The organism is Methanosarcina subterranea (assembly GCF_055385895.1).
The window spans coordinates 1,867,810-1,894,309 of record NZ_AP042426.1 but is presented as its reverse complement, the minus strand read 5'-3'; the positions used below and the strand labels follow the sequence as shown (position 1 = coordinate 1,894,309).

Here is a 26,500-nt window from a genome sequence, read left to right as displayed (position 1 = left end):
GAAATTACCTCTGAACCCGTACCCGTCGCCATTAAAAAGAACTAATGGAAAAGATCAGACCTGAAAACAGGAGGAAAAGTCACTCTCACTTCTGCCTTAGAAACCAATCTTCAGGGCAAAAATGCCCTTTCTCGCAGCCCTGCCAGACAGGAAAAGAAGTTCCGGCAGGAGAATTTTTGTCCGGACATTGCTATTCAAGCCGTCATCTCATCAATTGAGTTATCTATTTCAGTATGATTTTGAAAGAAACATCTTTTTTAGAACCAGGTCATCTAATCTTCTTATTCTCATCTTTTTACTCATCTTTTTATTTTCATCTTCTTATTTTCATCTTCTTATTCTCATCTTTTTATTCTCATCTTCTTAATTCTCATCTTCTTATTATCTTCCGATTCTAATCCTCTTTATTCTTATCTTCCGATTCTCATCTTGTTATTCTCATCTTCTTATTTTCGCCCTCTTACTTTCATTTTTCATATCATTTAGGTCTCCGAATGTGATAAAATATTAAATATAAGATTGAATATTATATTTAATGGGGATTCGGAAATATAGTGGGTTTTATATGTTTAGGCAGCTTGATTTGGTTTTTCACTCAGTTGAATAACTGAAGACATAAAAAGCCTTGCAGAAAGGGTTTTTCATATTCAGGAGGGGTATATGGAAAAAAAACTTATGAGAATCGGAATTTCCCTTCCAGGGGAACTTCTGAATAAATTTGACCAGGCCCTTATGAAGAGGGGATACTCCTCTCGTTCGGAAGGGATAAGGGATGCCATAAGGACATATAACCAGCACTATGAATGGATGCAACAGATAAAAGGTACAAGGGCTGCGACAATCTCTATTGTATATGATTGCTCGAAAAAGGGTGTAACCAGTACCCTGGCAGAAATTCAGCATGAATATATGGATATGATAAACTCTTCCGTACATTTTCATATGGAGGGGAATCTCTGTTTTGAAGTGATAATTCTGGAAGGAGAAGGAGAAAAAATAGTAGAGCTCGCCCAGAGACTCCTGAGTATAAAAGGAGTCAAACATTCAAGACTGACAACCGTGCCTGAAGAGAGGACAGAATAATTGAAAGGGTAGAAAAAGGATTTATCTGCTTGAACGCCCAGCTTAAAATTCATCTATCCACAGCTTTCACGACAAATTTTCAGGATTTTTTTTGTAAAACCCGGATTGGAAAAAATCAAGTTATCGATATACTACTTAACATGAACTTTCTATAAAAGTAATTGTTTTATTTATGTCGATACTGCATTTAAGGGAGATTTATGAATCTCGCAAGAATTCACTCAAAACCAAATTTATATTTAAAAAGTCTTGAAAAGGCAGTTCTGGATACGGCAGGAACTTTTCTTTTAAAGGGATGGAAGCAAATAGAGAAAGAAAACGTTGAGATCGTTGACAATACCGTGCTTCCGGAAATTCTTAGAATTCAGGCAGAAGGGTTTGAAAAAGAAAGACGTGGAGAAATTATAAAAGATTCAAATAAATTTAGGAATATCTTTTATGTAATTAAGAGCCAAAATAAGGTTGTAGGCTACTGCGTATACCACCTGAAACCGACTTTTTCTCTAAGGGGGTTTGAAAAAAAAGCCGTCATTTATTCAATTGCGATTGATAGGAAATTCAGAAGTAAGGGATTTGGCAAGCGGCTACTGGAAGAGAGTATAAGAGAAATGAAGCTAAATAGTGTATTGACTGTTTTCCTGTACGTGAACGTAAATAACACTCCTGCGATAAAATTATATGAAAAAACAGGCTTCCTCGTAGTCAAAGAAGTAGAAAACCTATGTGGCCAGAATGAAAGATGCTATAAAATGGAGCTGAAACTTTTTTAATTTTCGTACGTTTTCCAGTACAGTACTTTTTTACAGCCAGCACTTATTGCTGCCGTTCCCGGTGAAAATGTTTTATACAACAGATTTTTTATACGATAGTAACTTTCAGACTATTGTACGGCATACTTCCTTACAAACGCCTTCTATGTCAGTTCAGGATTCAAAGGGTACATTTAAATAAAAATGCAGTTTACAGTTCAGTATGCCTTTAACCCATAACTTTATATCAGCAGCAAAGGAGAGAGTTTTTTTTAATGGCAGAAGCGACAAAACTCACGGAGAATTATAGTAATGACCCTCCGCTTAAAGGTAATTCCATGGGTCCCAAACAAATTTATGTAAGATTCGTTTCATACTTCACAAGTTTCAAGAAGCTGCTGCGAGATACTATGGGGGCCCATATTTTAAAGAAATGGAGATATACTGAGAAGGAAGATATTGTACCTGTAAATGAAACTATGCTACAGGAGATTCTTAGAATTCAGGCAGAAGGGTTTGATAGTAAGAATCAGGAAAAGCTTCTAAAGTACTCAAAGAAACTAAGAAAGATCTTTTACGTAATTAAAAATCAGGATAAAGTTGCAGGTTACTGCATATACTACCTGAAACCAGAACTTTCGTTCAAAGGACTGAAAAAAAAATCCGTCGTTTACTCAATTGCAATCGACAAAAAATTCAGAGGAATGGGATATGGCAGGAAGATTCTGGAAGAAAGCATAAAAGAAATGAAGCTGAACGGAATATCTTCTATTCTCCTGTATGTAAATGTAAACAATATCCCTGCGATAAAGTTGTACGAAAAAATAGGTTTTCAGATAGTAAAAAAAATAGAAGACATATGTGGCGAGAAAGAAAAATGTTACAAGATGGAGTTAAAACTTGCCTGATTAGCTCCCCAATTGTTTTTAAAATTGACATTTTTCTTTAGGCGTTCTATTTCAGTAAAGATTTATCTGACAAGATATTTAAATAAAGCGTTACCTGATGAAATTTCATTCTTTCCTGTCGGTTACAGCTTTATGCAGTATTGCAGCTTTGTCCAGTACTGCAGCTCAAAGGATATGTTTAAATAAAAATCGAGTTCACATTTCAATGTGTACTTAATTAATGTTCTTATTTTTGTTGGCGGACTTCTGCTGCTTGTAAAAGGGGCAGACCTTTTTGTAATGTCATCATCATTAATTGCAAAGAGGTTTGGGGTTTCTGAGTTTATAATCGGACTAACCCTCGTGTCTATCGGGACATCTGTACCTGAGCTTGCCTCCTCCCTTACGGCATCCTTCGAACAGGCAAGCGGAATAGTCATAGGCAATGTACTCGGGTCAAATATCGCAAACATAGGACTTATCGTGAGCACCGCTGCCCTTCTGTCAAATGTTAGGACTGAAGAGTTAATGCTTAGAAGAGACGGATATATAATGTTGTTTTCTGCCTTTCTTTTTTTACTTTTTGTTCTGGATTTTAGAATTTCAAGGATCGAAGCCTTCACTTTTCTCTTGCTATACCTGGTTTATCTTCTGTTCCTGCTCGACAAGGTGAAAAAACATGAAGAAGATATTTATTTCAAAGATTTTATGAATTATTTTTTCAAGTTTGAGTATATTTTTGATTTAAAAGCAAGGATTGAAACAGGGGTCGGAGGACGAATAGAAGAAAAAAGAATAAAGGAGGCCGTAAAAAAGAGCCGTGAAAAAACGGAAAGAGAAATAAAAACGGAAGAAGAGATGGGAGATCTAAAAGAGATAAAAGAGATGGGAGATCTAAAAGAGATAAAAGAGATAAAAGAGATTCGGGCAGAGGATAAAGTAGGATCAGTAGAACTCGACAAAACCAGTATAGAGACTGAAGCCGAAAGCGAACCCGAAATAAAAAATGAAGCGGAAAATCTTTCTGAAAGCAACCTTTTAATAGAGTTTATCAAACTGATTGCAGGCGTGATTGCTATAATTGTTGGAGCCAAATACTTTGTAGAACAGTCAATATTTTTTGCCCTGCTTCTGGAGGTTCCGGAGACTCTTATCGGCATAAGCCTTGTTGCAATCGGGACATCCATTCCTGAACTGATGGTTACTATTTCTGCAGCTCGCAGCGGCTATGCCAGCATAGCTCTTGGAAACGTAATAGGGTCAAATATTTCAAATACCCTTTTGATTCTGGGCTTTTCGGGGCTTGTCAACCCCCTCACGGTAACCGGAATCAGCGTCTATTACATAACTCCCTTCATGCTATTTATCAGTCTCCTGCTTCTCCTCTTTATCCGGACAGGCTGGAGAATCAAAAGGTTCGAAGGGCTTATCCTCATCCTCCTCTACTCCGGCTTCATGGTTTTTATCTTTAGTCTCGGATAAGAAACCGCTCCGAAAAAATATCGGATAAAATCAACATATTATCAACATACTAATAAGAGCCATCAGGAAAAAGATTCAAAAAACAGATTTTTCCTCTCAATTCAGGGTTTTCGAATGCCGTGCTCCTTTTTAAGGGCTCCTGTTACACGTTCCAGACCTGTTTCCCTTACCAGAATATAGTCAGTGTTACAAGTTGAAATGGCAAATAAGCTGACATCGTTCTCAGCCAGAGTTCTGCTGATTCCTGCAAGAATCCCTGTCAGCCCGAAATCCAGAGGTCCCTCAAATTTCAGGCAGCTCCATCTTTTTTCAGCCCGGATGTCTGTAGGAATATCTGCAGGAATATCTGCAGGGATACTGCTTTCCTGGCAGACAACTGAAAGTTCTTCAGAAGCACTCGTAATTGAAAAGAAATTGCTTCCATACACCCATGAAGGAACTTCAGACTCCTTTTCGACCCTGAAAATACTGAACCTGCCTCCAAGGATGGATAGAGTAAGTTTGTTTTGCTTATAGAGGACTCCTTTTTTTGTATTAGATTTATACCGGGCTAATTTTTATTATCAGATTTTTTATCTCAGACACCGGCCCTGGTCTGGATTGCTGCTCCATCTGGCTCCCGAAGCTCCAAGAACAACTTTTCTAAACTCAAGGGGCGCAAACATCAACTTTTAAGACCAGCCTTGAACAAATACTTAGTTAAAACCGTTTCTTTATCTTTCGGTATTACCTTTTAATTTTTATCTTTAACCGGAGCTGGCTTGAATGGAACTGCTGAGCATGGATTTACTTGAAACCCTTACGAGAATAGATGAGTTCATCTGGGGACCTCCTCTTCTGGTTTTGCTTGTTGGGACAGGAGTTTTTCTGACATGGCGCCTGGGATTGATTCAAGTTTTAAGTCTGCCCCTTGCCCTCAGGTATGTCCTGAAATCAAGAAGAAGCGAGATTGGAGTACAGGGAGATATTTCAAGCTTTGCAGCACTCAGCACCGCACTTTCGGCAACCATCGGGACAGGAAATATAGTAGGGGTTGCAACTGCAATAAAAACGGGAGGTCCAGGGGCGCTATTCTGGATGTTTCTTGCGGCTTTTTTCGGGATGGCCACCATGTATTCCGAGTCTCTCCTGGCAGTCAAATACAGGACGATGGATGCGAATGGGCAGATGTCAGGGGGTCCCATGTATTATATCAAAAACGGACTTGGGCATAAAAGGTACAGCAAGATACTTGCCTCGCTTTTTGCCTTCTTCGGGATAAACGTAGCGCTTTTCGGGATAGGGATCTTCCCGCAGGTCAATGCTATTGTTGACTCAGCAAGGATTGCCTTTAACGTTCCTGAGATCCTCAGTGCAGCTGTCATAAGCCTGCTTGTAGCTTTTGTGACCCTTGGCGGGATCAGGAGAATTGCAGCTGTTGCTCAGTTGATGGTGCCTTTTATGGCAGTGGCTTATGTTCTGGGCTGCCTTTTAATTATCGGACTGAACCTTGAAAAGATCCCTGAAACCTTTGCTCTTATAGTAAGTTCGGCCTTTACAGGGACTGCAGCAAGAGGTGGTTTTCTTGGAGCAGGAGTAATGCTTGCAGTGAGGATGGGAATTGCAAGAGGGATCTTTTCAAATGAGTCCGGCCTCGGAAGCGCGCCCATAGCAGCTGCAGCTGCAAAGGTCAGGGAACCAGCCAGGCAGGGGCTTATTTCCATGACAGGGACTTTCTTCGACACAATTGTCGTCTGCCTGATGACCGGAACCGTGCTCATTATGACAGGTTCCTGGACAGAAAATCTTTCAGGGGCGTACATGACGAGCTACGCTTTTTCGACCGAACTCGCAGAAATCGGGAGCTATATTGTAACAGTCGGACTCATATTCTTCGCCTTTACAACCATTATTGGGTGGAATTATTATGGTGAACGCTGTACGGAATTTCTCTTCGGGGTAAAGGGAATTCTTCCCTACAAAATAATCTATATCCTTATCGTTGCCTCGGGCGCCTTTCTGACTCTTGATGTGATCTGGGTCCTGGCAGACATTGTAAATGGGCTCATGGCAATTCCAAACCTGATAGCTCTCCTGGCGCTGAGAAAGGTCATTAAAACTGAGACTATACAGTATTTTGAAGAACTGAAAGCCGAAGAATGAGAGTTGAAGAACTTGGAATCAAAAACTGAGTTCCGATTAAAGCCTGAAAAATAAACAATACAACCTGATGCAGGTTGTAAACAAAGTACAACGGTTATAAGGCAGGCCCTAAGATTGTTAGTTACAGGCCTGAGAATTGTTAATTATAATGTTCACCAGACCAGACAGGGGATTGTTGCCCATGAAGTTCACCTTTCAAGGAAAAGACCAGGGTACTGTAAATAAGGGAAATACAAAGTTCAGTTTTGTAGTTATGGCGCTGATAATAATAGCATTCCTGACAACCCCGGCATCTGCGGTTGTAATCTCCGGAGATACTCATCTTCGAGTTGAGGTTGCAGAAATTACCCCGAATCCGGCAAGGCCAGGAGAAGACCTGCTCATAAAAATCAATATTGAAAACACAGGAGACGAACCGGCGGAGAACGTGAAAATAGGGATCGAACAACTTGACCCTTTTATTTTAAAATACAGCACTTCAGGGGTGTACGGCTCAGGGACGAATACAGAACGCGATTTTCAAATTGAACAGATAAGGCAGCGCTCAAAGGTCGAATTGAATTTCCACTTCAGTGTCAGCTCAGGAGCAAGGTCAGGAGTCCACCAGCTTGAGTTTACCATCAAAGATGATGATATAACAAGCTTTTCAAGAAGGATTCCTATCCGGGTGGAGGGAAACCCTGATCTTGTACTTATAGGCACGGAAATCCTTCCGGCAAATGGGGGAAATTTTTCTTCCGGGGCTCTTGTGCCAGGGGAAGAATTCTATCTTAAAACTACAGTAAAAAATGCAGGGAACGGGAATGCAAAAAATGTCCGCGTCGTGCTTGACCTGAACGGCTCTTCACCCATGATTCCTATGCAGGACAATGTATTTTTCCTTGAAAATCTGAGTGCCGGAAGTTCGGAAAACGTATCGTTCAAACTCCTTTTAGGCAGCAACACAGGTGTGCAGCCTTACAGGATTCCTCTCCGGATAACCGCATCAAACGAAGCTGAAACCCTTCAGATCAACAGGTCCCAGGAGATCGGGGTGAATGTGCTGAACCGGGCGAAAATTAACATTGCAAGCCTCAAATTTGACCCTGAAATGCCTGAGAGAGGCCAGAAGGCTTCCATGATCCTGAGACTTGAAAATGTAGGGGAAGGAGAAGCCCGCTTTGTAAAAGCCAGGCTCGAAGGGCTTGAAGGAGGCGGCAGTACAGACGCTTTTCTCGGAAGGCTAGAAAAAGACGACGATGCCCCTGTAGTCTTTACCTTTATTCCTGATAAGACAGGAGAACAGGAGGTAACACTGCTTGTAGAGTACGAGGACGATTTCGGGGAGCACAGGTTCAGTGAAGTCCTGACATTCAATGTAATCAGAACGCGCGAAAGCATTGTTCCGTTTGTACTGGGTGCAGTCCTGGTCCTTGCAGTTGTAATCTTTTATCTGAAAAAGAAAGGCAAACTCTAAGCCGGAGAAACGAAAAGAGATAAGATATACAGGAGCTTTATTATGCTTGAAAAGGCCAAAGTCTCCTTTTTTCTTGCCAGCCGCTCAATTGTACGGGGCAATAAAGGGATTACAATCTTTACGGTCTTCGTGCTGACCCTGATATTTGTTCAGCTGGTGCTTTTCTCAAGTATGCTGGCAGGTGTTACGCTCAAGTTCAACGAGCTTATGGTAGACTTCCAGACCGGAAACGTCGTGGTCGAACCGACGGAAGAAGAACGCTATATAGAGAGCGCGTCAGCCCTGCAGAAGAAGATAGAAAGCCTTCCCCAGGTGGTAGGGACTTCTGCCCGCCTGAAGACCACAGGAAACTTCCGCTATAAGGAAAAAGAAATGGGTGGTACCGTTTACGGGATTGACCCTGCGGACGAGATCTTTGTAACCGGCCTTGAGGATGCCATAATAAGCGGAGAATTCCTGAGCAGGCCTGATAGGGGTGAGATCATTCTGGGAAGGGAGGTCTCAGGAGGTTTCGGAGCCCTGATGGAGTCAAGGTCTCTGGGAGGCGTTGAGGTAGGCGATACTGTTGAGCTCACAGTTAGCGGCAAAACCCGGGAGTTCAGGGTAAAAGGCATCTATACAACCCGTTACTTCATGGCTGACGCTTCAGCTTACCTCAGCAAAGCCGATATGGAAGAAATGCTTGGTATAGAAAATAGGGACTTTGCCCAGGAAATAGCTGTAAAAACAACAGCTGGCACGGACGAGTACGAAACCAGAAATGCCCTCCTTTCCCTGGGCGTAAGGGAAAATATCCGCACATGGCATGAGTTTGCAGGGATCCTCCGCCTGATTGAAAACACCCTTGGCCTTGTCAGGAACATTATGAATGCAATCGGGCTTTTGATAGCGTTTGTGATAATCTTCGTGGTAATTTACGTTAATATCGTAAATAAAAAGCGGCAAATTGGGGTCCAGAAAGCAATCGGGATAGAGCAGAATGTGATCGTTGCTTCTTTCGTGCTTCAGGCAATGCTCTATGCCGGCACAGGGATCATACTCGGTTATGCCTTTATGCGCTTTGGGCTTGTCCCTTATACCGAATCCAACCCCGTAGAAATTCCCCTGGGCGCTATGAGTCTTAGACTTGATGATGCAGAAGCTATAAACAGGGCATTCCTTCTTTTTCTTGCTTCCATAATAGGCTCTGTAATTCCTGCCTACAAACTAGCTCAAAAAGACCTCCTCGACCTTATCTGGGGTAAGTGAAAGGGGTGAAAAAAATGGGAAATGAAGTAAGAAATAAAGTGAAAGAGGAAGTAAAAACGAAACATGAAGATAAAGTAAAAAAAGAAGCGAAAGATGAGATGAAAGGTGAGATGAAAAATGAGATGAAAGGTGAGATGAAAAATGAGATGAAGGGTGAGCCCGAAAAGAAGGAAAATAGAAACAAGACAGAAATTGAGACGAAAACAACTCCAGGGGAAAACAGCGATATAATTATAGAAGGAATAGACATAGTCCGCACCTTTAAAATGGGGGAAGTGCAGGTTAGAGCTCTTAGAGGTGTAAATGTGAAAATCCGGCGCGGGGAGTTTGTTGCGATCATGGGTCCAAGCGGCTCCGGAAAAACCACTCTCTTAAACCAGCTGGGACTTCTCGATACCCCAAATTCCGGAAGAGTCATTATAGATGAAACAGACACTTCTCGCATGCCTGACAGAGAGAAAGGCAAATTCCGCCTTCATAACCTGGGGTATGTTTTTCAGGATTATGCCCTCCTTCCGGAACTGGACGCCTCCGAAAATGTCTATATCTCCCTCATGATGCAGGGCAAGACAAAAGAAGAGTACGAATCAGCAGCAGCCGAAATCCTTACAGCAGTTGGACTAGGGGACCGTCTTCACCAGCTTCCTTCCAAAATGAGCGGGGGCCAGCAGCAAAGAGTTTCGATCGCTCGCGCTCTTGCCCATAATCCAAGAGTCCTTTTCGCAGACGAACCATGTGCCAACCTGGATTCTCAAACTTCAAAGGAAGTCCTGGACCTCTTTAAAAAGTTCAACAAAGAAATGGGGCAGACAATCGTAATGGTCACGCATGAAGATTGGCATGCTGCATATGCTGACAGGGTGATAAGATTAAAAGATGGAATTTTAGAATAAAAGCGGCATCAAATAATTAAAACGGCCTTTATCGTACTTTACCTATTCAGGTCGTTTTTCTTTCTTCTCTTCTGGACTTTTTCGACGGGCTTCCGGACAGGCTGGCGGAGGAATGCGTAAGATCTGAGCGCGAACTGCCCCACCTGCCTGGCTGACACTCTTCGAGGAAGGTGATTTTCCCGATGTAATTCGCGCTCCCAGAGTTAAAGAATGGTTTGCAGAATCAGGGAAAGTATCTCAGACTTTACAGTGCAGAGTTCAGGTATTATTTCTTAGATATGTAATGTAAAAGACAGAATGAAAAATATGCTTCTTATAGAATTATATAGTTTTTCGATTATACAGGATATAGCAGGAGATTAAAAGGGGATTTGCGGGGACATTACTGGATTATTTGTTATTGTATTAGCCAGGTAGTGGTCACTTTATTACTGAAATATTTGTCGGATTGAAAATTAAAATATTAGAAAAGTTTTTTAAGTAACATCCACAATATAATTAATAAAAATTGCAACTGTGGTCTGAGATTATATGTTTGTAGTGCCTCTACTGGATAAATATAAAAAATACCTGATGTGGTCCTATCGTACCCTGGGATTCTTACAAACAGCCGGAAAATTTGCCTTTTTATTTTTATTAATGATTTTATTTAACCTGTATGAACTTGCTTACTATATTCCCGGCATGGATAAACTGCTCAGATCCCAGATATACCTTAATACTTACTGGTTTAATCTCGGGTTAATGGCTGCAGAGGCGCTTATGTTAACTTTTTTTGTCAGTCTAATTTGCAGGCTGTCTAGCAGAGGAAGTAAGTTTAACCTGATAAATCTCCTTGAAACCAGCTTTCCGGAACTCAGGACAAGACTGAGTACTGCATACGATAACAGGCAGAATATCAACATAGTTACAAAGAAACTGCTTGAAGATGTGCACAGTCAGCTTACAGGCATCAAAATAGGAAAAATAGTCCCAAAAAACCAGATTTTCAGGTCATTTTTGATATTTCTGCTGGTCTCAGGAGGTGTCACTTTCTGCATATATGAGGGTTTCAGCTTTGACATATCTCCCAGCCAGCTAATCGATAATATCCGGGATAATGTTCCAAACCTGAATGCCAGAGCAGCTTATGAAGAAAATAAAGAAGTTCCTCTGGATTCCAGGTATAAGGTAGAAGCTGTCATTATAAAAAATGGAGATCAGGTTGAAATGAAAATTAACCCGACCCTAGGGCTCGGGTTCACAAGCCAGATAGATGCGGATACGGAAAAAAAATTCAACGAAAACTCAGGCAACTTTAATGAAGAATTCAAGTATAGCCAGACTTACTCTGAGAGCCTGCCGGAAGAGTACGAGCCTCTGATTAAACAATACTTTGAAACGATTTCATCCAAGTGAAACGTCCGCAAAGGAATATAAGTGCCCGAATTTGCAGTCAATGCACCATTTACTTAAAAAATAGTGGAGTTGCAATATGAGAGAATTACAGGAAATCCAGCTTGAAGATTCAGAACTTAACTTAAAACCCACTTATGAAAAAGCCCCCAAAATTTTTGAAGTTATTTTTAGAGAAATTGGCAATTCTATTGTCGGCCAGAAAGAAATGATCCGGCAGATCCTCGTAGCCATGCTGTGTGAAGGGCATGTCCTGGTTGAAAGCAATCCCGGACTCGGTAAAACCCTGACCATATCCACTATTTCCCAGATTATGAGTATGAGATTCAGCAGGATACAATGTACGCCTGACCTTATGCCTGCAGATATCACAGGAACCGACATTATCGAAGAAGACGAAAGGGGCTCAAAACACTTTAAATTCAAGCAGGGGCCCGTTTTTGCAAACATAGTGCTTGCGGATGAAATTAACCGTGCTTCTCCTAAGACCCAGTCTGCCCTTCTCGAAGCAATGCAGGAAAAACAGGTCACTGTGGCAAGTACGACATATTTGCTTGACAGGCCTTTCTTTATCCTTGCAACGCAGAACCCTATCGAAATGGAAGGGACCTATACCCTGCCCGAAGCCCAGCTTGACAGGTTTTTACTGAAAATTCGCCTGGATTACCCTGACCCCGAAGAAGAGTTTGAGATTGTAAATCGTTACGCAGAAGCCTTCAGACCGTCCGTACGAAAATGCATAGACAAACAGACCTTTATCGAGCTGCAGCAGATAACCCGCAGGATTCCGATCTCAAATAAACTCAAAAAGTACGCAATTGATATCGTAAATCAGACACGAAACATGCCTGAGATGATAGAAGCGGGCGCATCGCCACGCGCTTCAATTGCAATAATTCTCTGTGCAAAAGCAAATGCATTCCTCGACGGTAGGGGATATGTCGATAAAGAGGACATTGACTCCATGGCTCTTCCTGTCCTTCGCCACAGGATAATTCTATCTTTTGATGCTGCTAGAAACAACATTACGAGCGATAAAATCATACAAAAAATCCTGGAGGACAGAAAGACAATTATCTGATTCAGCCGGCGGGAAAAAGGCTGGAGGCAACGATCAGACATGGCTGGCGCAAAACACACAATCGATACGTCATTCCTGACTCAACTAGACAGGTATGCACTCCCGCTCAGCAGGAGAGTTACGGCGATTCACACCGGCAGTCACCAGTCAACCAGGACAGGGGCAGGGCTTGACCTTATAGACCACAGAAAATACAATCAGGGCGACTCATTTAAAAAAATCGACTGGAACCTTTACGCTCGCACGGAAAAACTCTACATACGCAGGTTCGAGGAAGACAAAAACCTTAACATGGTGATACTTCTTGACGCCAGCAGCAGCATGCTTTTTCCTGACAGTACGCCAGACAAGTTCGAATATGCGTCAACAATAGCTGCAGGAGTTTCTTACATCGTAATGAAACACAATGATGTGTATACGATTGCAACATTTGCAGATGATGTGGATTACACAAAAACCCAAAAAGGAAGGGACGATTTCCTGCGGACAATAGATTCCCTAACCCGGATTTCGGTCAGCGGAAACACAAAACTTGCAGATTGTGCCGAATCCATATACCCGAGAATAAAATCGAAATCAATGGTGCTTATAATTTCAGATTATCTGGACAGTATCGATTCGATCCGCAATGCCGTTAACAGGTTGTCCAGGCACGAGCTTGTTCTCGTACACATTTATGATGAGACCGAAATGAACCTGCCTGAAAGTGTGGATGGAACAGTAAAATTCATTGACAGCGAAACAAATGAAGAAATCAGTTTTACAGTGGGCCCTAACTTTAAAAAAGAGTATGCTGCAGAATATGCAAAGCATACGGCTGAACTGGAGACAATTGCATACGATTCTAAAATCCCTTATTTCCGTGTCAGCATAAAAAACCAGCCATTTGATACTGTTCTTAGAATCATAGGTGAAGGGTGATCTTGCCTATGGACTTTGAATTTTCCCAGGGTCTGGCTGCACTTGCAGGGATAATTCCCCTTATAATAATATACCTGCTTAAACCCCGCCCGAAAAACATTATTCTGCCTTCCCTTATGTTCGTTAGAAGGATAAGCCAGAATGTGCTTGATTCCCGGCGCACTATCAATAAAAGAATAACAGACCCTCTATTCTACTTACAGCTGCTGGCTCTCATTATCATATCAACAGCAATTGCAGGCCCCCTTATAGATGATGTAAAAGCAGGTGCTGAAAAGATAATAATCATAATGGACTCGTCTGCAAGCATGACAGCACCTGACCGTACCGATGAAGCAAGGTCAATAGCAATAGACAGTCTGGGTCAGGAAAATACCATTATTGCTGCAGAAAGCATTCCTGTGGTACTTGCAAAATCACTGGATGCAAAGGATGCGAAAGAGGTAATTGATCACCTTGAGGCGAGAAATACTCCCTCAGATATGCCCAAAGCCATTTTGACCGCCATAAACGAAAAGGAGAATGAGAACGGGAAAATTGTGGTCATATCGGACTTCGAAAACTGGGCAGGAAGGGCACCTGAAACATACATCAGAATTGCAAACACCAAAGACATGGAGCTTGAGTTCAGGCAGGTAGGCAATAAAACTGTCAATTATGCAATTGTGGACGGATATTTGAAAGACAGCAATGACGGGACATATGAATACACATGTACTATTAGAAACTTTAATGACAGAAGCGCAGATCTTGAGGTCCAGCTGGAGAGCAACCCCGACTCTTCACCCGGCACAAAGGTGAGCAGCTATATACAGCTTGCAGAGTACGGATCACAGCAGATAAAGTTTTCAAACATCCCTCAGGGAATATCAACCGTAGAAATCCTGAATGAGGATGCAATACCCTGCGATAATGTTGCCTATGTTTCGATCCCTGAGATCAAACCCAAAAAAATCCTGGTGTTAACGGATATCGATCAGGCTGTCAGCAAGTCTCCCCTGATAACAGCAATATCCCTGTTGCCTAATGTTGATGTTGATGTACGAAAGGAGCTTCCGGATGAGGTTACAGAATATGATACCATAATCGTAAATTCAAAACATAAGCCTCTTTCGACCCACAATGCCCTGAAAATTGCAGCTTACGCAAAAAATGGAAAAGACCTGCTGGTCATAGGAAATGAGCGCCTGTATGATTCTTTACAGATGCAAGGACTCTATCCCATCCTTCCGGTAGATCTAATTTCAGTAGAAGAAAAAGGCAGTTACACGATAGAGACTGCAGGAAGCGGCAAAAATATCTTTGAAGATGTTTCGTTCAGCGAGGTCTATCTGCGCAGATTTCTGGGCGCTGTCCCAAAAGAAGATGCTTCAGTCCTTGTAGAGGTCAGAGGAGCCGGGCCTTTAGTCTGCATGCGGAACATAAACAACGGGACAGTAATCTATGTAGGGTTCAGTGATATTGCCGGAACCGACGCGTGGAACAATTTCGCCACTACCCCGACTTATCCGGTATTCTGGTCAAAGCTTCTCAGGTACATGTGGGGAGTTGGGGACATAAGTGAGACAAATGTGAACACAGGAAGGTACCAGGCATTTGACCAGAATCTTATAGTGAAAACTCCGACAGAAACCATCAACAGTGAGTTTGTCTATTATGATGAATGCGGACTGTACAACCTGGACCAGAAGATTGTTGCTGCCAATCTGTATGACTCAAGTGAATCAAATACTTTTACGGAAAAAAGGTTAACCCTGGCAGGTGAGAATGGAGAAATCCAGAAGCACGAACTCCGTACAAAGTCACCGGACAAAACCCGAAAGTACCTCATTTACGCTTTACTGCTACTCCTCTTGGTCGAAAACGCAGTTATGTTAAGAAGGAGAATCATATGACCTTTAACTTGCCTTATGGCTTTAATTTTTTACATATGAGCGAACTGATGTTACTGGTCCCTCTGGCACTTCTTGTGCTTCTCGGGCTCTGGAAGAAGATCGATAAAAGACATCTGTTCTTCCATGCCCTTGTGGTCTTTCTCCTTATTCTGGCTCTGGCTGCACCCTACTCTGTAGAGATGAGTTCTCCAGGAACCAACCAGTCTAGTATAACCATAATCTCCGATGAAAGCGCGAGCATGGAACTGCTGAAAAAAGGGGTCTCCGAAGAGGTCGCAGAGAAGCTCAATACAAGAGTCCCTGTTACAGTTACAACGGTTTCAGGGATACATACCTCCCTTGGGGATGCTATCATTCAGCAGGCTTCGCCTGAAAACTACGTGCTTGTAGTATCGGACGGGCAGAGCAATTCAGGGACGCCAGTCGAGGAAGCCCTCTCTTATTGCTATAAAAATAATTTTCCTGTTGCAGCCCTTATTCCTGAAACTATTAAAGAGGACCTGAGTGTGGAGCTCGAAGGAGAAAACGAGGCTATAGTCGATAATGAGGCATTTTTTAGAGTGAATATCCGGAAATCAACTGAAAAAAAAATGAGCTACCAGGTAAGGATTACAATCGACCACAAGAAGGTAATTGAGAGGGAAATTACCCAGACCGGGAGAATAGAAAGTATAGATTTCAACCACACGTTTGAGACTCTGGGACCTCACACCGTAAAGGCAACCCTGCATCCGGCAGGCATTAGTGTTAAAAACCTAGATTATTTTGAGAACAATAACCAGTACATGAAAAGTGTATACGTAACTCCCAAGCCAAAAGTCCTGCTCGTTACAAATGAGCCTGACTCTCCTCTTGCAAATACCATGAAAGAAATCTATGATGTAAGAGTAGCCGGATCATTCAGTTCTCTTAACAATACAGATGCCGTAATAATTGACAATCAGGCGGCATCAACAATCTCGGATATGGAAGCCAGAGCCCTCAAAAATTATATTATTAACGGAGGTGGCATGGTAGTGATTGGAGGTGGCTCTTCTTTTGATTGCCCTGCCGAAAACACTTACCAGGATACAAAGTTTGAGGAACTCCTTCCTGTTACCTCAAAGCCCTCGAACTGGAGAGGGGGTAGAAACATTGTCCTGATGCTTGATGTTTCACCCAGTACCTTGCAGAGCAATGGCGAGGGAGGGAGAGTTCTTGACGATATTCTGTCAAACGCCATTGTCCTTCTTGAAAGTGATCTCCTCAAAGATGCAAGAGTAGATGTGATCACCTTCGGAAGTAAGGGGCAGGATATCACAAACGGGTTTGTGGATATGTCAAAAGAGTCAAACAGACTCTGGCTTGATGCCGAAATCCGTAAAATATCGCCTACAGGGGATTCCACATCTCTTGAAAGGGGACTCATGACTTCACGAACACTGCTTAAAGAGCAGAATAACAGTGCAGAAGCTGAAATAATAATTGTGTCTGATGGTGGAATAGGTAACATAGCTGAAGGGGATCTAAGGTTCGAGCGGGCAGTCCAGTGTGCAGAAAACCTTCACGAAAACAGTGGCATTGGTATCCATTTTGTTCACATACATGCTCCGAAGACCACCCGCCAAGTCACTCCTAAAGGGCAGTACTATGCCGAGCTCTTCATGAACAAAATAGGCCTATCCGAAAACTACAATAGAATAGAGCCTGGAGAGAGAATAAAATTAAGCTTCTCCGAAGACCCTGAGGAATCTGTAGACAGGGAAGACGAATATTCTAGCGGATCAATTGTAGTTTACGACCCGAAGCATTTCATTACCCGTAACATTTCCGACATAAACCACAATATCCTGGGGTATAATGAGGTTACCCCGAAACCCGAAGCAAATCGTCTTGTTATAACAAGGCTGGGCAAACCGGTAATCACGGTCTGGAGGTTGGGGTTAGGCAGGGTTGTTGCAGTTACGACCGACAATGGGAATGGTAACGGGATCCCCTGGGCAGCTCCCCTGTACTCTGGAAACGACAGCCTGATAATTACAAGAACTCTGAACTGGGCAGTTGCAGATACTGAAATGTCCGAAAGTATCCAGCTAAAGATACCTGACCTAAAAATGAACCAGCCGGGCAGAATACTGATAACAACCGGAAAAGAAGGCGCACCTGAGCTCTATTTTGACAAAAAACCAATGGAAATCACATCCATCGGAAACAACATGTACGAATCATATGTTACAGCCAATGCCTTCGGACTCCACAAGATCTCCGAAACCCCTCTTGAAGCAAACCTGACCGAGGAGTTAATACCTGAAACTTCCGGAGTCAAGAATTTGTCCTGGAGACCTGCTGCCGTAAACCGCCCGGACGAATATACTTACATTGGTGAGAATCCTCTTTTCAGGACAGCAATACTTGAAAACGGCGGGAAAATCTACACTAAAGGAGATATCTACTCAAGGATAATAGATGACGCCTCGACCAGCACAAAGAAAAAAATCATGACAAAAGTCTTCTATACGAAATACTTCCTTGTCTTTGCTTTCCTGATATACCTGCTATATACTCTCCACCACACGTATAACACACGTATTAAATGAAGATGTATCCGGAATAAATCGATCTAAAAATCCAGCAGCCTGTATAGTCTGAAGTCTGCGAAGTGAGGAAACTGCGAAGAAGGAAACTGTGAAATGGGGACCTGCAACGTAAGGGATCTGCAAAGTCATAAAGTACAAAAATTTATGTAAGTATGATAAATCTATACACCAGCAAATCTATACCCCGTCCATAGAATACGGTAAACTCAAAAATAAGGGTAACCCGTAGCTAGAGACCTCATGTATTTAGATAGATTCTGAGATATATGCAATTGCATTAGTTTAATGATATAATATTAAACTAATAAACTAAAATTACAAGGATAAGATAAAGAATATCATAATAAACTAACATTAGGTGTTAAAAATATTATATATGATAACTGCATAGTATAATTTGCGTTCTCATCTCTGAACACTCCACTAGCAAACAAACACCTACTCCAAAACCTACTCCACAGTAAAGAGATGAAATAAACCTCTCAACCCACAAATATCTCAAACCTCTTCCCAAACAAAAATCTCTTATTACAGTTAGGAACTTCCAGATGCTTTGATGGGAACGCAACCTCTTTTAAAAACAAAACCGATCTGTAAGATTTTTTCATGGATAGTGGCTCGAAATCGCTGCCTCAATTTGTCTCGCCCGAATTGCGCCTCGGGAGTACGCGTCCTTTTCGCTTCGCTCAAGAGGACTAATTTATGGATATTAGTAGTGGAATTCACTCCGGAGGACTAAACTACAATATCTCTGACCCGTGGAACATTATTATCCATTCTATGCCGTTTTTGTCACTCTCGACAAAGTAGATAGTCTTTCCAAAAAAGAAGTAAGAGAGAAGAAGAGAAAAGAGTTCCCAGAAATAAGAACGATAGAAAACGGATAAAAATTAGAGACGTTAGAAAAACTGACAGAGTATAAACAAAATAGAATTGGATTCTACCTGAAAAATACCCTTTTCTATGCCTATTTTTATCGTTTTTTCTGCTTTTTCAAGCTTCTTTTTCTTCATTTGAGTATTTTGGTGTAATTTGAATTTACACAATTTTATAGACAGAAATTATGACGGCTAGCGAGAAGTAGCATTGAGTGGAGTGGATAAAGCCATCAGGCTGAAAGAAGAAGTAGAGAAGCAAAGAAGAGAAAAATCCGGATGTAGCATTTCCGTATTACGGCCATAATAGATAGAAAAAAGATTTAATGGGCAGATCCAGAGATCTCCAGTACTCAGATTCCCTGAAGTAACGTTGTAACTATTGTTATAGGAAAACAGGCGTTCCTTTTCAGGAGAGGTTATTTCAAAAGATTCGTTTGATATTTGCGACGTATTATTATCTCCGTAATTTTCAGAACTTAATAGAAGAGGATCCTCTATGAAATAGGGACCTGCTGGATATAGCAGTGCACCTTCCTTTATTATAGTCCCATGTGGTATGGCATGAGCAGAGTTAGCTGTGATCAATATCCCAATAATCAGCACCAAAGTTAAATTAAGTTTTTTTATACCTCTTCCTCCTCAGCTTTTGGAACGACATCAAAATTAAAAAAATCGTTTGACATCAAATCTTAAAGAAGAATTGGGTCAAGTACTATATATTGTTTTTTAAAAATCCAAATAAATATAATTCTAATGACGCTTCAGACGGGAGGAGAAACTGCATATGACATATATAAAGTAAGGCGTTATACCAGTAATGAAATGTTATATGAATGCACTAACCGATATAAAGATAGAACAATATTAGTTGTTGAAAATATTATATACAGTAAGTGCATAGTATAATTTGCGTTCTCACTACAACACCAACTAGCAAACACCTATTCCAAAAGACCTACTTCAACATCCACTCCGAAAAACTACCCCACAAGTAAAGAGATAATACAAAAACTCACAGCCTATGAGTCAAGTACCTCAAACCTCTTCCCAAAACAAAAGCATCTCTTATAAGTATTCGGAACTTCCAAGATCTAGGTGGGAACGCAATCTTTTCTTAAAAAACGCACATGATATTCTTCGAATAACATGCCCAAAAAGATGAAAGTCCTTTATACCTACCTTTTTTGTTTATTAACTCCATCATTACCTTAGGACAGTAAGGTTGTCTTTTCTTTGGTTGTGCGAAACCGTCAAAAAACTAATCAGCGAATTGCCATCGAAGGCCCAGATGTGACTTTGATCACGGATGCCAAATTGCCTTTGAGGCAATTCCACTGTCCTAGAAATGATGGAGTAATGTAAATTGGAAGGAGAAATAAACAAAGCTTGTGGTTTAGACATTCACAAACATTTTGTCATTGCTACTATTCTCAGCAGATCCGGTGAAAAACAGCTACAACGTTTTGATAGAGATGATGATGGAATTTTAAACCTTAAAAATTGGGTGACATCAGAAGAATGTGATGTTGTTGCCTGTGAATCAACAAGTGACTTCTGGGTTCCGATTTATGAGTCATTGATAGATCATTTGCCTGTTATACCGGAGTTTATACTTTATAGTATAAAGCCACATCAAGCGACATGATCTACTTAGGGTCTAACAAAAAATTAATTATGTTGGGTAACAATTCCAAGCATTTTAATATAAAACCGACAAATATAGAACCAATTAAATAAATCGGTGTGGCACAAAAATAGTTAATTTCCCACTATATGGGGTCTAACACAGGATCTCTGTAACAAGACGCCCTATTATGGTTTCTTTAGTATAATATGGTGAAAATCATATAAGTATCAATCGGTGAGCTAGTTCAATATGTGGTGACGCCAAAATTGAACGAAACGAGTTTGGAACTTAATTAATTTCTTGTTAGACCTACATAATATCCATAGCTGTACCACGATTTTTATGAGATCTTATAAACTCCGGTTATAGTTGGAAATGCGCGAGATATGAAAGCATTTACACATAAAAAGACCGATAAGATAGATTCGGAAGTCATTGCACAACTTGCATTGAATAAAATGATTCAACCGTCAAGAGTTTTTCCTAAAAAGCACAGGGAATTCAGGTCGTATGTCAGGCTCAGGTTAACTCTTGTAAGAAAAAGGACAGATATAAAAAATGAAGCTCATGCTATTCTTTCTTCTGAAATGTTACATCTAGGTGATGTGCTAACAGACATTTTCGGAAAAAATGGAAGAGCAATTCTATCAGGAATTTCTTCAGGAAAAAATATTGATCAGATTATAGAATCACTTTCTCCAAATGTTCGGAAGAAAGCTGGTCAGATAAGAGAGATTCTGAACAGAGAAATATCTCAGAGTGCTGCAATAAGGCTTCAGATGTGCCTGAACATTATAAAACATCTGGATGAAGAAATCGAAATTCTGGAAAGAGAAATTTTCAATTACGCTTATAGAAATCATAAACATGAAATGGAAATTTTAATGTCAGTTCCTGGGATTGGAGAACTGAGTGCGGCAACTTTAATTGCTGAGATAGGAAACTTCAAAGACTTTTCTTCAGGGGATAAACTTGCTTCATGGCTTGGGATAGTTCCGAATGTGTATCAATCTGCAGATAAATACCATAATGGAAGAATCACAAAGAGAGGATCAAAAGTAGCAAGGTGGATTCTGACACAGATTGCTCAAGCAGCAGCAAGAAAGAAGAATAGCAGGTTAAAAGAGTTTTTTAACAGAAAAAAGAAGTCAATTGGATATGCAAAGGCGATTATTGCCCTGGCAAGGAAAATTGCAACGATAATATGGCATCTTATCACAAGTGATGAGATGTATGAAGATGAGACAGGGTATGAAAAGGGAGAAGTTCAAAAGAGAAAGATTGTTGAAACTGAAATATTTTCGGCTGATGAACGGATCAAAATAATTAGTGGAATATTCGCAATTATGGGAAAAGAAGACAGAGAGAGTACGTGAGGAAGATATCCTCATGTACTTTCATGCCAAAGTAAAGGCTAGGATGAAATGGCAGACTTGGGAATGTTCCACAGTGTTCCGTACAAATGAGGGGGTTTTCAGGAGTGTCGTCTGATATCTATCTGCACCTGCCTATCTGCACCTGCCTATCTGCACCTGCCTATCTGCACCTGCAGAATTCGTGACTGCTGGACTTTTCTCCGATCTCATTGATTAACAATAGTCCAGAGAATCAGGCTTATCCAGTGGACCGAGCTTATCCAGGAACCGGGCTTATGCTGTATATCATGTTTATTACCCTATCTTCAGCAGTTTCCCGAAAACAGAATTATTTCCCTGGTTTATTATTGAGGCTATAAGATCCCTTATAAAGGAGTTCAAGTCAATTTCGAATTGCTGACTCTGCTATACAAGTAATCAAAAAATCCAAACATGAGAAATTTAGATCGTGATTATAGAATGAATAATTTATATTTTGATCAGGTATCAAAGAACTTATATACAATAGAATAGTAAGATAATTACTTAAAAGATTTATTGAGTGTCATATTGCGTTTTGGGGATATTCTATAATTGGAAGACTCTATCAATAGTGAATTTTCTCCATATATCGAGCTATACGAATTATTATCGCTTAAAAAAGTTAATTGAAATGAACTGTTAGTGATTGATTGAGAGCCCGAAAATCCCCTGAGCTCTCAATCTGATGAAACCCCCGTTAAAGAATACTCCCACATATTCTTTACACAATTGTAAGAGAAGGCAATAAAGATTTGCTGCTGTTGCGGTGAATGACTGAGAGCCCGTAATCCCCTGAGCTCTCAATCTGATGAAACCCCTATTGATGAATACTCCCCAATATTCTATGTACAAACATGCCTGATATGCTTCTCTTACAATTACAATTCTTCTAATGCTGAAATTCTATATATAATAAATTCCGTTAAATATTCAATGATTAATTAATTTTGTCTGCTTATTAACATTTGATTGGTGCATTATTTTATAACGCATTGAAAAATCCAGTTAACCCCTAAATTATAGATGGTTTCTAATTTTTTAGCCCAATTGAAAACTTCAAGCAAAGCAAAATATAGGCTAAGCTAAATTTCCAAATTGAATTTAGTACTCATGGTACCTGATTGGAATTCTTTTGCTTTCTCTTGGAATTCAAAGTTCAGCGAATGGCTTTAGCGGTGTGACTTGAGCAGTGAGCGGCTTGAGAAGTAATTTCCGGGAACCAAAGGAGTTTTGGAGATTATGAAATTATAGGAAAAGTAAGGTTTCAGTAAGTTCAGTGAAAGAGACGTTCCGGTAAAAGAATAATAAAAAATAAAATTAAATATAAAAAGGAAACCGACCCGAAGGTCGATAGTACTGAATTAGTACTGAATTAGTACTGAATTAGTACTGAATTAGTACTGAATTAGTTGTCGTTTGCCTCCCTATTTTTTAAGAGTTCTACAGCCAGTTCTCTGAGCTTGTACTTCTGGATCTTGCCGCTTGCGGTCAAAGGATACTCATTTACTATGAAGACATGCTTCGGAACCTTATAACGTGCAATCTTGCTTACAGCGTAGTCTCTGATATCAGCTTCCGTAAGGTCCGCACCTTTTTCAAGGATGACAAAGGCTCCTACGATTTCCCCGTATTTCTTATCAGGTATGCCAACGACCTGGGCATCTCTGACTCCGGGCATGGCGTGCAGGAACTCCTCAATTTCCCGGGGGTAGATATTTTCCCCTCCCCGAATAATCATATCCTTTATGCGACCGGTAATCCTGTAGTAGCCTTTTTCGTCACAGGTCCCGAGATCTCCGCTGTGCAGCCAGCCCCCTTCGTCAATCACTTTTTTCGTTTCTTCCGGCATATTGTAGTAGCCCTTCATAATATTATATCCACGGCAACAGAGCTCTCCTACTGTGTTAGGGGGCACTGGCTCATTGGTAGATGGGTCAACCACTCTGACTTCAACGCCCGGGAAGCACTTGCCTACAGTCTCGACCCTGAGTTCTACCGGATCATCGACAGTTGTCTGTGTCATTCCCGGAGAAGCTTCAGTAAGCCCGTAGACACTCGTGATCTGATAGCAGTTCATATCTTTTACGACCTTTTTCATGGCTTCCACAGGGCAAGTAGAACCAGCCATGATCCCGGTTCTCAGGGTAGAGAGGTCGAACATATCAAACATGGGATGGGTGTACTCGGCAATGAACATTGTAGGCACGCCGTACAGTGCGGTACACTTCTCTTTCTGGACTGCAGCAAGCACAAGCAGGGGATCGAAAACTTCAAGCATGACAAGCGTTGCCCTGTGGGTCAGGACAGCCATAACCCCGAGCACGATCCCAAAGCAGTGGAAAAGAGGCACAGGCAGGCAGAGCCGGTCTTTGTGTGTAAACTTCTGGCGGTCGCCAATGGAGAGCCCGTTGTTCAGGATATTTTTGCTGGTCAACATAACTCCTTTCGGAAAACCGGTAGTTCCTGAGGTGTACTGCATATTGACCACATCATCCCCGCTGACACTTGCCAGAATCTCTTTAAGCTCGTCATCAGGATAATGACTGCCAAGAAGCATCAGCTCACTGGTGTTGTACATTCCCCTGTGCTTTTCCTGTCCGACATAGATCACGTTCTTCAGGCATGGGAAATTTTTACTCTTCAGGCGCCCTCTTTCCGAGCTTTTGAGCTCCGGGACCAGCTCATTGATAATTTCAAGATAATCAACTTCCCTGAAACTATCGATAAGAGCAAGTGCCTTCATATCTGACTGTTTAAGTACGTACTCAACTTCATGGCTCCTGTAAGCAGTATTTACAGTAACCAGAACTGCTCCGATCTTTGAGGTGGCAAACATGAAGGTAAGCCAGTCGGGGACATTCTTTGCCCAGATTCCTACATGGTCTCCCTTTTTTATCCCTATCGCAAGCAGCCCTTTTGCAAGGTTATTTACCCTTTCGTTGAATTGGCCATAAGTAAAGCGCAGGTTACGGTCCGGATAAACCATAAACTCATGATCAGGGTCTATAGCTACCTGTTTTTCAAAGTATTCTCCAAGAGAATCTTCTATAAGATGCATGGTTTCAGCCTCTTCTTCTGGACTACTACTTTCAGAAACTTCTGGCTTATGAATGGGGTTTTTATATTCCGGCCAGTTAAAGGCGTTTCTGAAGTATGTTTAAATAGAGCAGGGAGAATCCGTATCTGTTTCCGCATCTGCTGAGGAGGCATCCATTGAAGGGAAAATATGCCTTTTTAAAATCTCGCGGATTGAATCCGGAAGGAGGAGTGCTTTCTGGAGTTTGAAGTCATAATAAACCAGTACTGCCTGACCCCTTACCTTAAGTTCTCCTTCCTGCCATGCCTCGTGCCCGACAGTAAAGGAGCTGTTCCCGATCCTTGTAATGAAGGTCCTGATCTCTACGTCGGACCTGAAATACATCTGCCTCAGAAAATCAAATTCAGTTCTGACAAGGATCAGGTGCCATACTTCAGGGCTAAGGTCAAGGTCCGGCGAGAAAAGCCTGAAAATGGAGTTTCTTCCCGTTTCGAACCAGACCGGAAGGACTGTGTTGTTTATATGCCCGAGCCCATCAATATCTCCAAAGCGCGGACTAACATTTATACTGAACATTTTGGATTCCCTAACTCTTAGTATCTGTACTCAATTATCCAATTTTAATCTAAATTTCTCTTTTTTAAGTAACGTTTTTACTCTCTTACCCACCTAGCTGAGGCTTTCAGAGAGGAGCATAGACTACAGCCATTATTCGTGCATCCTCTTTCCCTGCTGCATGGACATCATGCGGGACGATGGAATCATAATAGATGCTGTCTCCGACACTTAGCCTATGAACGTCCTTGCCATAGAAAATTTCAATTTCTCCAGAAAGGACATAAATGAATTCTTCCCCTTCGTGAGAAGAGAGTTTGTGGCTTTCTTCAGGGGAAGGGTGGATATCAATGATAAAAGGCTCCATATGGCGGTCTGATTTGTCCGAGGCAAGGGAGTAAAACTCAAGAGCACTTTTCTTTGGCTTCTCGGTCTTTCCAGAAAAACGGACCACGTTTTCGGATAGTCCTGCCCTTACGACTACAGGCCCGCTCTGGGGGACGTCGTCCAGAAAAGTACCAAGACGGACGCCTAAAGCCCGGGCAATCTTTAAAAGAGGGGTCAAGGACGGAACGAGGGCTCCGTTTTCTAGCTGCTGGATTAACTCCACATTGCTCTGACTGGCTTCAGCCAGTTCTTCAACAGTCATATCCTGGGCTTCTCTAAGCTGGCGTATTTTACTTCCGACACGGTTCTCTTCTGACATTATTCTCTTTCCTCACACACATTTTTAGGTAGCGACCCGGTAGAAAAATGTAAACCTGAGTCCCTGTAAACAGCCTGTAAAGCTTATCTCTTTTGTACCGATCTATTATAAAAAATATACGTTCAGACCTGCTTTTCTAAATGATAATTAGAAAACAATTGTAAACAAAAACTAAAAATCAGTTCGAAGAAAGAATGAATTATTAGAAAAAATTAGTGGCTTGCAATCACCCTTTTGGTCTATTCCAGGACGTTCATCTATAGAATCTTCCAGTTTTCTCTTCTGAGCCGCACAGGCTTGCAGCCGGCCTGCCAGTCGGATAATAGCAACAAGCAAACAGCTGTTGCTATTAAGGAAGTCCAATACTGTGGAGAAATACTCAACACGGGACAAAAAAATGCTTTTTTGATCCCGTAATTATGTTTTAAGGGTAAGAGCTCAGGGTTTAGAGTCAAACATCACTTTCTTTTGACTCGAAAATATAAACCATAT

18 protein-coding genes and 2 pseudogenes are annotated in these 26,500 nt (G+C 41.4%); 15 read left to right on the top strand and 5 right to left on the bottom strand.

Features of this window, described 5'->3' with window-relative positions:
* Positions 1–660: 660 nt before the first annotated feature.
* From nikR to ACZ5A8_RS08360, 4 genes are all read left to right on the top strand, one after another.
* Positions 661–1,083 carry a nickel-responsive transcriptional regulator NikR gene (nikR, locus tag ACZ5A8_RS08375; RefSeq protein WP_464533312.1) on the top strand — a complete coding sequence of 141 codons (423 nt, stop codon included), beginning with the start codon at positions 661–663 and terminating at the stop codon, positions 1,081–1,083.
* 200 nt (positions 1,084–1,283) lie between these two features.
* On the top strand, positions 1,284–1,853 hold the full coding sequence (locus ACZ5A8_RS08370) for a GNAT family N-acetyltransferase (protein ID WP_464533310.1): 570 nt from the start codon (positions 1,284–1,286) through the stop codon (positions 1,851–1,853).
* A 317-nt stretch (positions 1,854–2,170) separates the two neighbouring features.
* On the top strand, positions 2,171–2,740 hold the full coding sequence (locus tag ACZ5A8_RS08365) for a GNAT family N-acetyltransferase (protein ID WP_464534067.1): 570 nt from the start codon (positions 2,171–2,173) through the stop codon (positions 2,738–2,740).
* 207 nt (positions 2,741–2,947) lie between these two features.
* Entirely contained in the window at positions 2,948–4,201 is a 1,254-nt protein-coding gene (locus ACZ5A8_RS08360) for a calcium/sodium antiporter (RefSeq protein WP_464533309.1), read from the top strand.
* A gap of 101 nt (positions 4,202–4,302) precedes the next feature.
* Here ACZ5A8_RS08360 and ACZ5A8_RS08355 read toward each other — a convergent pair whose 3' ends face one another.
* A complete protein-coding gene (locus ACZ5A8_RS08355) occupies positions 4,303–4,668 on the bottom strand; it encodes an ACT domain-containing protein (protein ID WP_464534065.1) in 366 nt (121 codons plus the stop codon).
* Between the two features lie 298 nt (positions 4,669–4,966).
* Between ACZ5A8_RS08355 and ACZ5A8_RS08350 the strand changes: the two genes are divergently transcribed.
* The 9 genes from ACZ5A8_RS08350 to ACZ5A8_RS08310 all read left to right on the top strand — a co-directional run bounded on the left by ACZ5A8_RS08350 (position 4,967) and on the right by ACZ5A8_RS08310 (position 17,808).
* The gene (locus ACZ5A8_RS08350; protein WP_464533307.1) at positions 4,967–6,343 is read left to right on the top strand and encodes an alanine/glycine:cation symporter family protein; all 1,377 of its coding nucleotides are present in this window, start codon (positions 4,967–4,969) and stop codon (positions 6,341–6,343) included.
* Between the two features lie 181 nt (positions 6,344–6,524).
* Positions 6,525–7,799, top strand: coding sequence for a COG1361 S-layer family protein (locus ACZ5A8_RS08345; RefSeq protein ID WP_464533306.1), 1,275 nt, complete (start codon positions 6,525–6,527; stop codon positions 7,797–7,799).
* A 42-nt stretch (positions 7,800–7,841) separates the two neighbouring features.
* Positions 7,842–9,047: an ABC transporter permease gene (locus ACZ5A8_RS08340; protein ID WP_464533304.1), complete on the top strand. Its 1,206-nt coding sequence runs from the start codon at positions 7,842–7,844 to the stop codon at positions 9,045–9,047.
* A gap of 98 nt (positions 9,048–9,145) precedes the next feature.
* A complete protein-coding gene (locus ACZ5A8_RS08335) occupies positions 9,146–9,940 on the top strand; it encodes an ABC transporter ATP-binding protein (protein WP_464534063.1) in 795 nt (264 codons plus the stop codon).
* Positions 9,941–10,579: 639 nt separating this feature from the next.
* Positions 10,580–11,338, top strand: coding sequence for a DUF7502 family protein (locus tag ACZ5A8_RS08330; RefSeq protein ID WP_464533303.1), 759 nt, complete (start codon positions 10,580–10,582; stop codon positions 11,336–11,338).
* 76 nt (positions 11,339–11,414) lie between these two features.
* Positions 11,415–12,416 carry an AAA family ATPase gene (locus tag ACZ5A8_RS08325; RefSeq protein ID WP_322224395.1) on the top strand — a complete coding sequence of 334 codons (1,002 nt, stop codon included), beginning with the start codon at positions 11,415–11,417 and terminating at the stop codon, positions 12,414–12,416.
* A 39-nt stretch (positions 12,417–12,455) separates the two neighbouring features.
* Positions 12,456–13,337, top strand: coding sequence for a DUF58 domain-containing protein (locus tag ACZ5A8_RS08320; RefSeq protein WP_464533301.1), 882 nt, complete (start codon positions 12,456–12,458; stop codon positions 13,335–13,337).
* An 8-nt stretch (positions 13,338–13,345) separates the two neighbouring features.
* Entirely contained in the window at positions 13,346–15,232 is a 1,887-nt protein-coding gene (locus ACZ5A8_RS08315; protein WP_464533299.1) for a DUF7408 domain-containing protein, read from the top strand.
* Positions 15,233–15,267: 35 nt separating this feature from the next.
* Positions 15,268–17,808 carry a vWA domain-containing protein gene (locus tag ACZ5A8_RS08310; protein ID WP_464533298.1) on the top strand — a complete coding sequence of 847 codons (2,541 nt, stop codon included), beginning with the start codon at positions 15,268–15,270 and terminating at the stop codon, positions 17,806–17,808.
* Positions 17,809–18,878: 1,070 nt separating this feature from the next.
* Here ACZ5A8_RS08310 and ACZ5A8_RS08305 read toward each other — a convergent pair.
* Positions 18,879–19,292 carry a hypothetical protein gene (locus ACZ5A8_RS08305; RefSeq protein WP_464533296.1) on the bottom strand — a complete coding sequence of 138 codons (414 nt, stop codon included), beginning with the start codon at positions 19,290–19,292 and terminating at the stop codon, positions 18,879–18,881.
* Between the two features lie 757 nt (positions 19,293–20,049).
* On the opposite strand from ACZ5A8_RS08305, the pseudogene ACZ5A8_RS08300 reads away from it, so the two are divergent.
* A pseudogene (locus ACZ5A8_RS08300) lies at positions 20,050–20,286 on the top strand (IS110 family transposase); the annotation flags it as partial.
* 386 nt (positions 20,287–20,672) lie between these two features.
* Positions 20,673–21,689: pseudogene (locus tag ACZ5A8_RS08295) on the top strand (IS110 family RNA-guided transposase); the annotation flags it as partial.
* A gap of 1,426 nt (positions 21,690–23,115) precedes the next feature.
* Here ACZ5A8_RS08295 and ACZ5A8_RS08290 read toward each other — a convergent pair.
* The 3 genes from ACZ5A8_RS08290 to ACZ5A8_RS08280 all read right to left on the bottom strand — a co-directional run bounded on the left by ACZ5A8_RS08290 (position 23,116) and on the right by ACZ5A8_RS08280 (position 26,008).
* Complete coding sequence (locus ACZ5A8_RS08290) at positions 23,116–24,768, bottom strand: AMP-binding protein (protein WP_464533294.1); 1,653 nt, start codon at positions 24,766–24,768, stop codon at positions 23,116–23,118.
* A 99-nt stretch (positions 24,769–24,867) separates the two neighbouring features.
* Positions 24,868–25,323: an acyl-CoA thioesterase gene (locus ACZ5A8_RS08285; RefSeq protein ID WP_464533293.1), complete on the bottom strand. Its 456-nt coding sequence runs from the start codon at positions 25,321–25,323 to the stop codon at positions 24,868–24,870.
* Between the two features lie 106 nt (positions 25,324–25,429).
* Positions 25,430–26,008, bottom strand: a complete 579-nt coding sequence (locus ACZ5A8_RS08280; RefSeq protein WP_229391509.1) for a helix-turn-helix domain-containing protein — start codon at positions 26,006–26,008, stop codon at positions 25,430–25,432.
* Positions 26,009–26,500 lie beyond the last annotated feature (492 nt).

Bases quoted from the DNA above. Each gene is read 5' to 3' on its own strand.
- ACZ5A8_RS08325 (WP_322224395.1), top strand. From the start codon at position 11,415: ATGAGAGAATTACAGGAAATCCAGCTTGAAGATTCAGAACTTAACTTA.
- ACZ5A8_RS08340 (WP_464533304.1), top strand. From the start codon at position 7,842: ATGCTTGAAAAGGCCAAAGTCTCCTTTTTTCTTGCCAGCCGCTCAATT.
- ACZ5A8_RS08345 (WP_464533306.1), top strand. From the start codon at position 6,525: ATGAAGTTCACCTTTCAAGGAAAAGACCAGGGTACTGTAAATAAGGGA.
- ACZ5A8_RS08370 (WP_464533310.1), top strand. From the start codon at position 1,284: ATGAATCTCGCAAGAATTCACTCAAAACCAAATTTATATTTAAAAAGT.
- ACZ5A8_RS08335 (WP_464534063.1), top strand. From the start codon at position 9,146: ATGAAAGGTGAGATGAAAAATGAGATGAAAGGTGAGATGAAAAATGAG.
- nikR (WP_464533312.1), top strand. From the start codon at position 661: ATGGAAAAAAAACTTATGAGAATCGGAATTTCCCTTCCAGGGGAACTT.
- ACZ5A8_RS08285 (WP_464533293.1), bottom strand. From the start codon at position 25,323: ATGTTCAGTATAAATGTTAGTCCGCGCTTTGGAGATATTGATGGGCTC.
- ACZ5A8_RS08290 (WP_464533294.1), bottom strand. From the start codon at position 24,768: ATGCATCTTATAGAAGATTCTCTTGGAGAATACTTTGAAAAACAGGTA.
- ACZ5A8_RS08315 (WP_464533299.1), top strand. From the start codon at position 13,346: ATGGACTTTGAATTTTCCCAGGGTCTGGCTGCACTTGCAGGGATAATT.
- ACZ5A8_RS08365 (WP_464534067.1), top strand. From the start codon at position 2,171: ATGGGTCCCAAACAAATTTATGTAAGATTCGTTTCATACTTCACAAGT.
- ACZ5A8_RS08350 (WP_464533307.1), top strand. From the start codon at position 4,967: ATGGAACTGCTGAGCATGGATTTACTTGAAACCCTTACGAGAATAGAT.
- ACZ5A8_RS08280 (WP_229391509.1), bottom strand. From the start codon at position 26,008: ATGTCAGAAGAGAACCGTGTCGGAAGTAAAATACGCCAGCTTAGAGAA.
- ACZ5A8_RS08330 (WP_464533303.1), top strand. From the start codon at position 10,580: ATGATTTTATTTAACCTGTATGAACTTGCTTACTATATTCCCGGCATG.
- ACZ5A8_RS08310 (WP_464533298.1), top strand. From the start codon at position 15,268: ATGAGCGAACTGATGTTACTGGTCCCTCTGGCACTTCTTGTGCTTCTC.
- ACZ5A8_RS08320 (WP_464533301.1), top strand. From the start codon at position 12,456: ATGGCTGGCGCAAAACACACAATCGATACGTCATTCCTGACTCAACTA.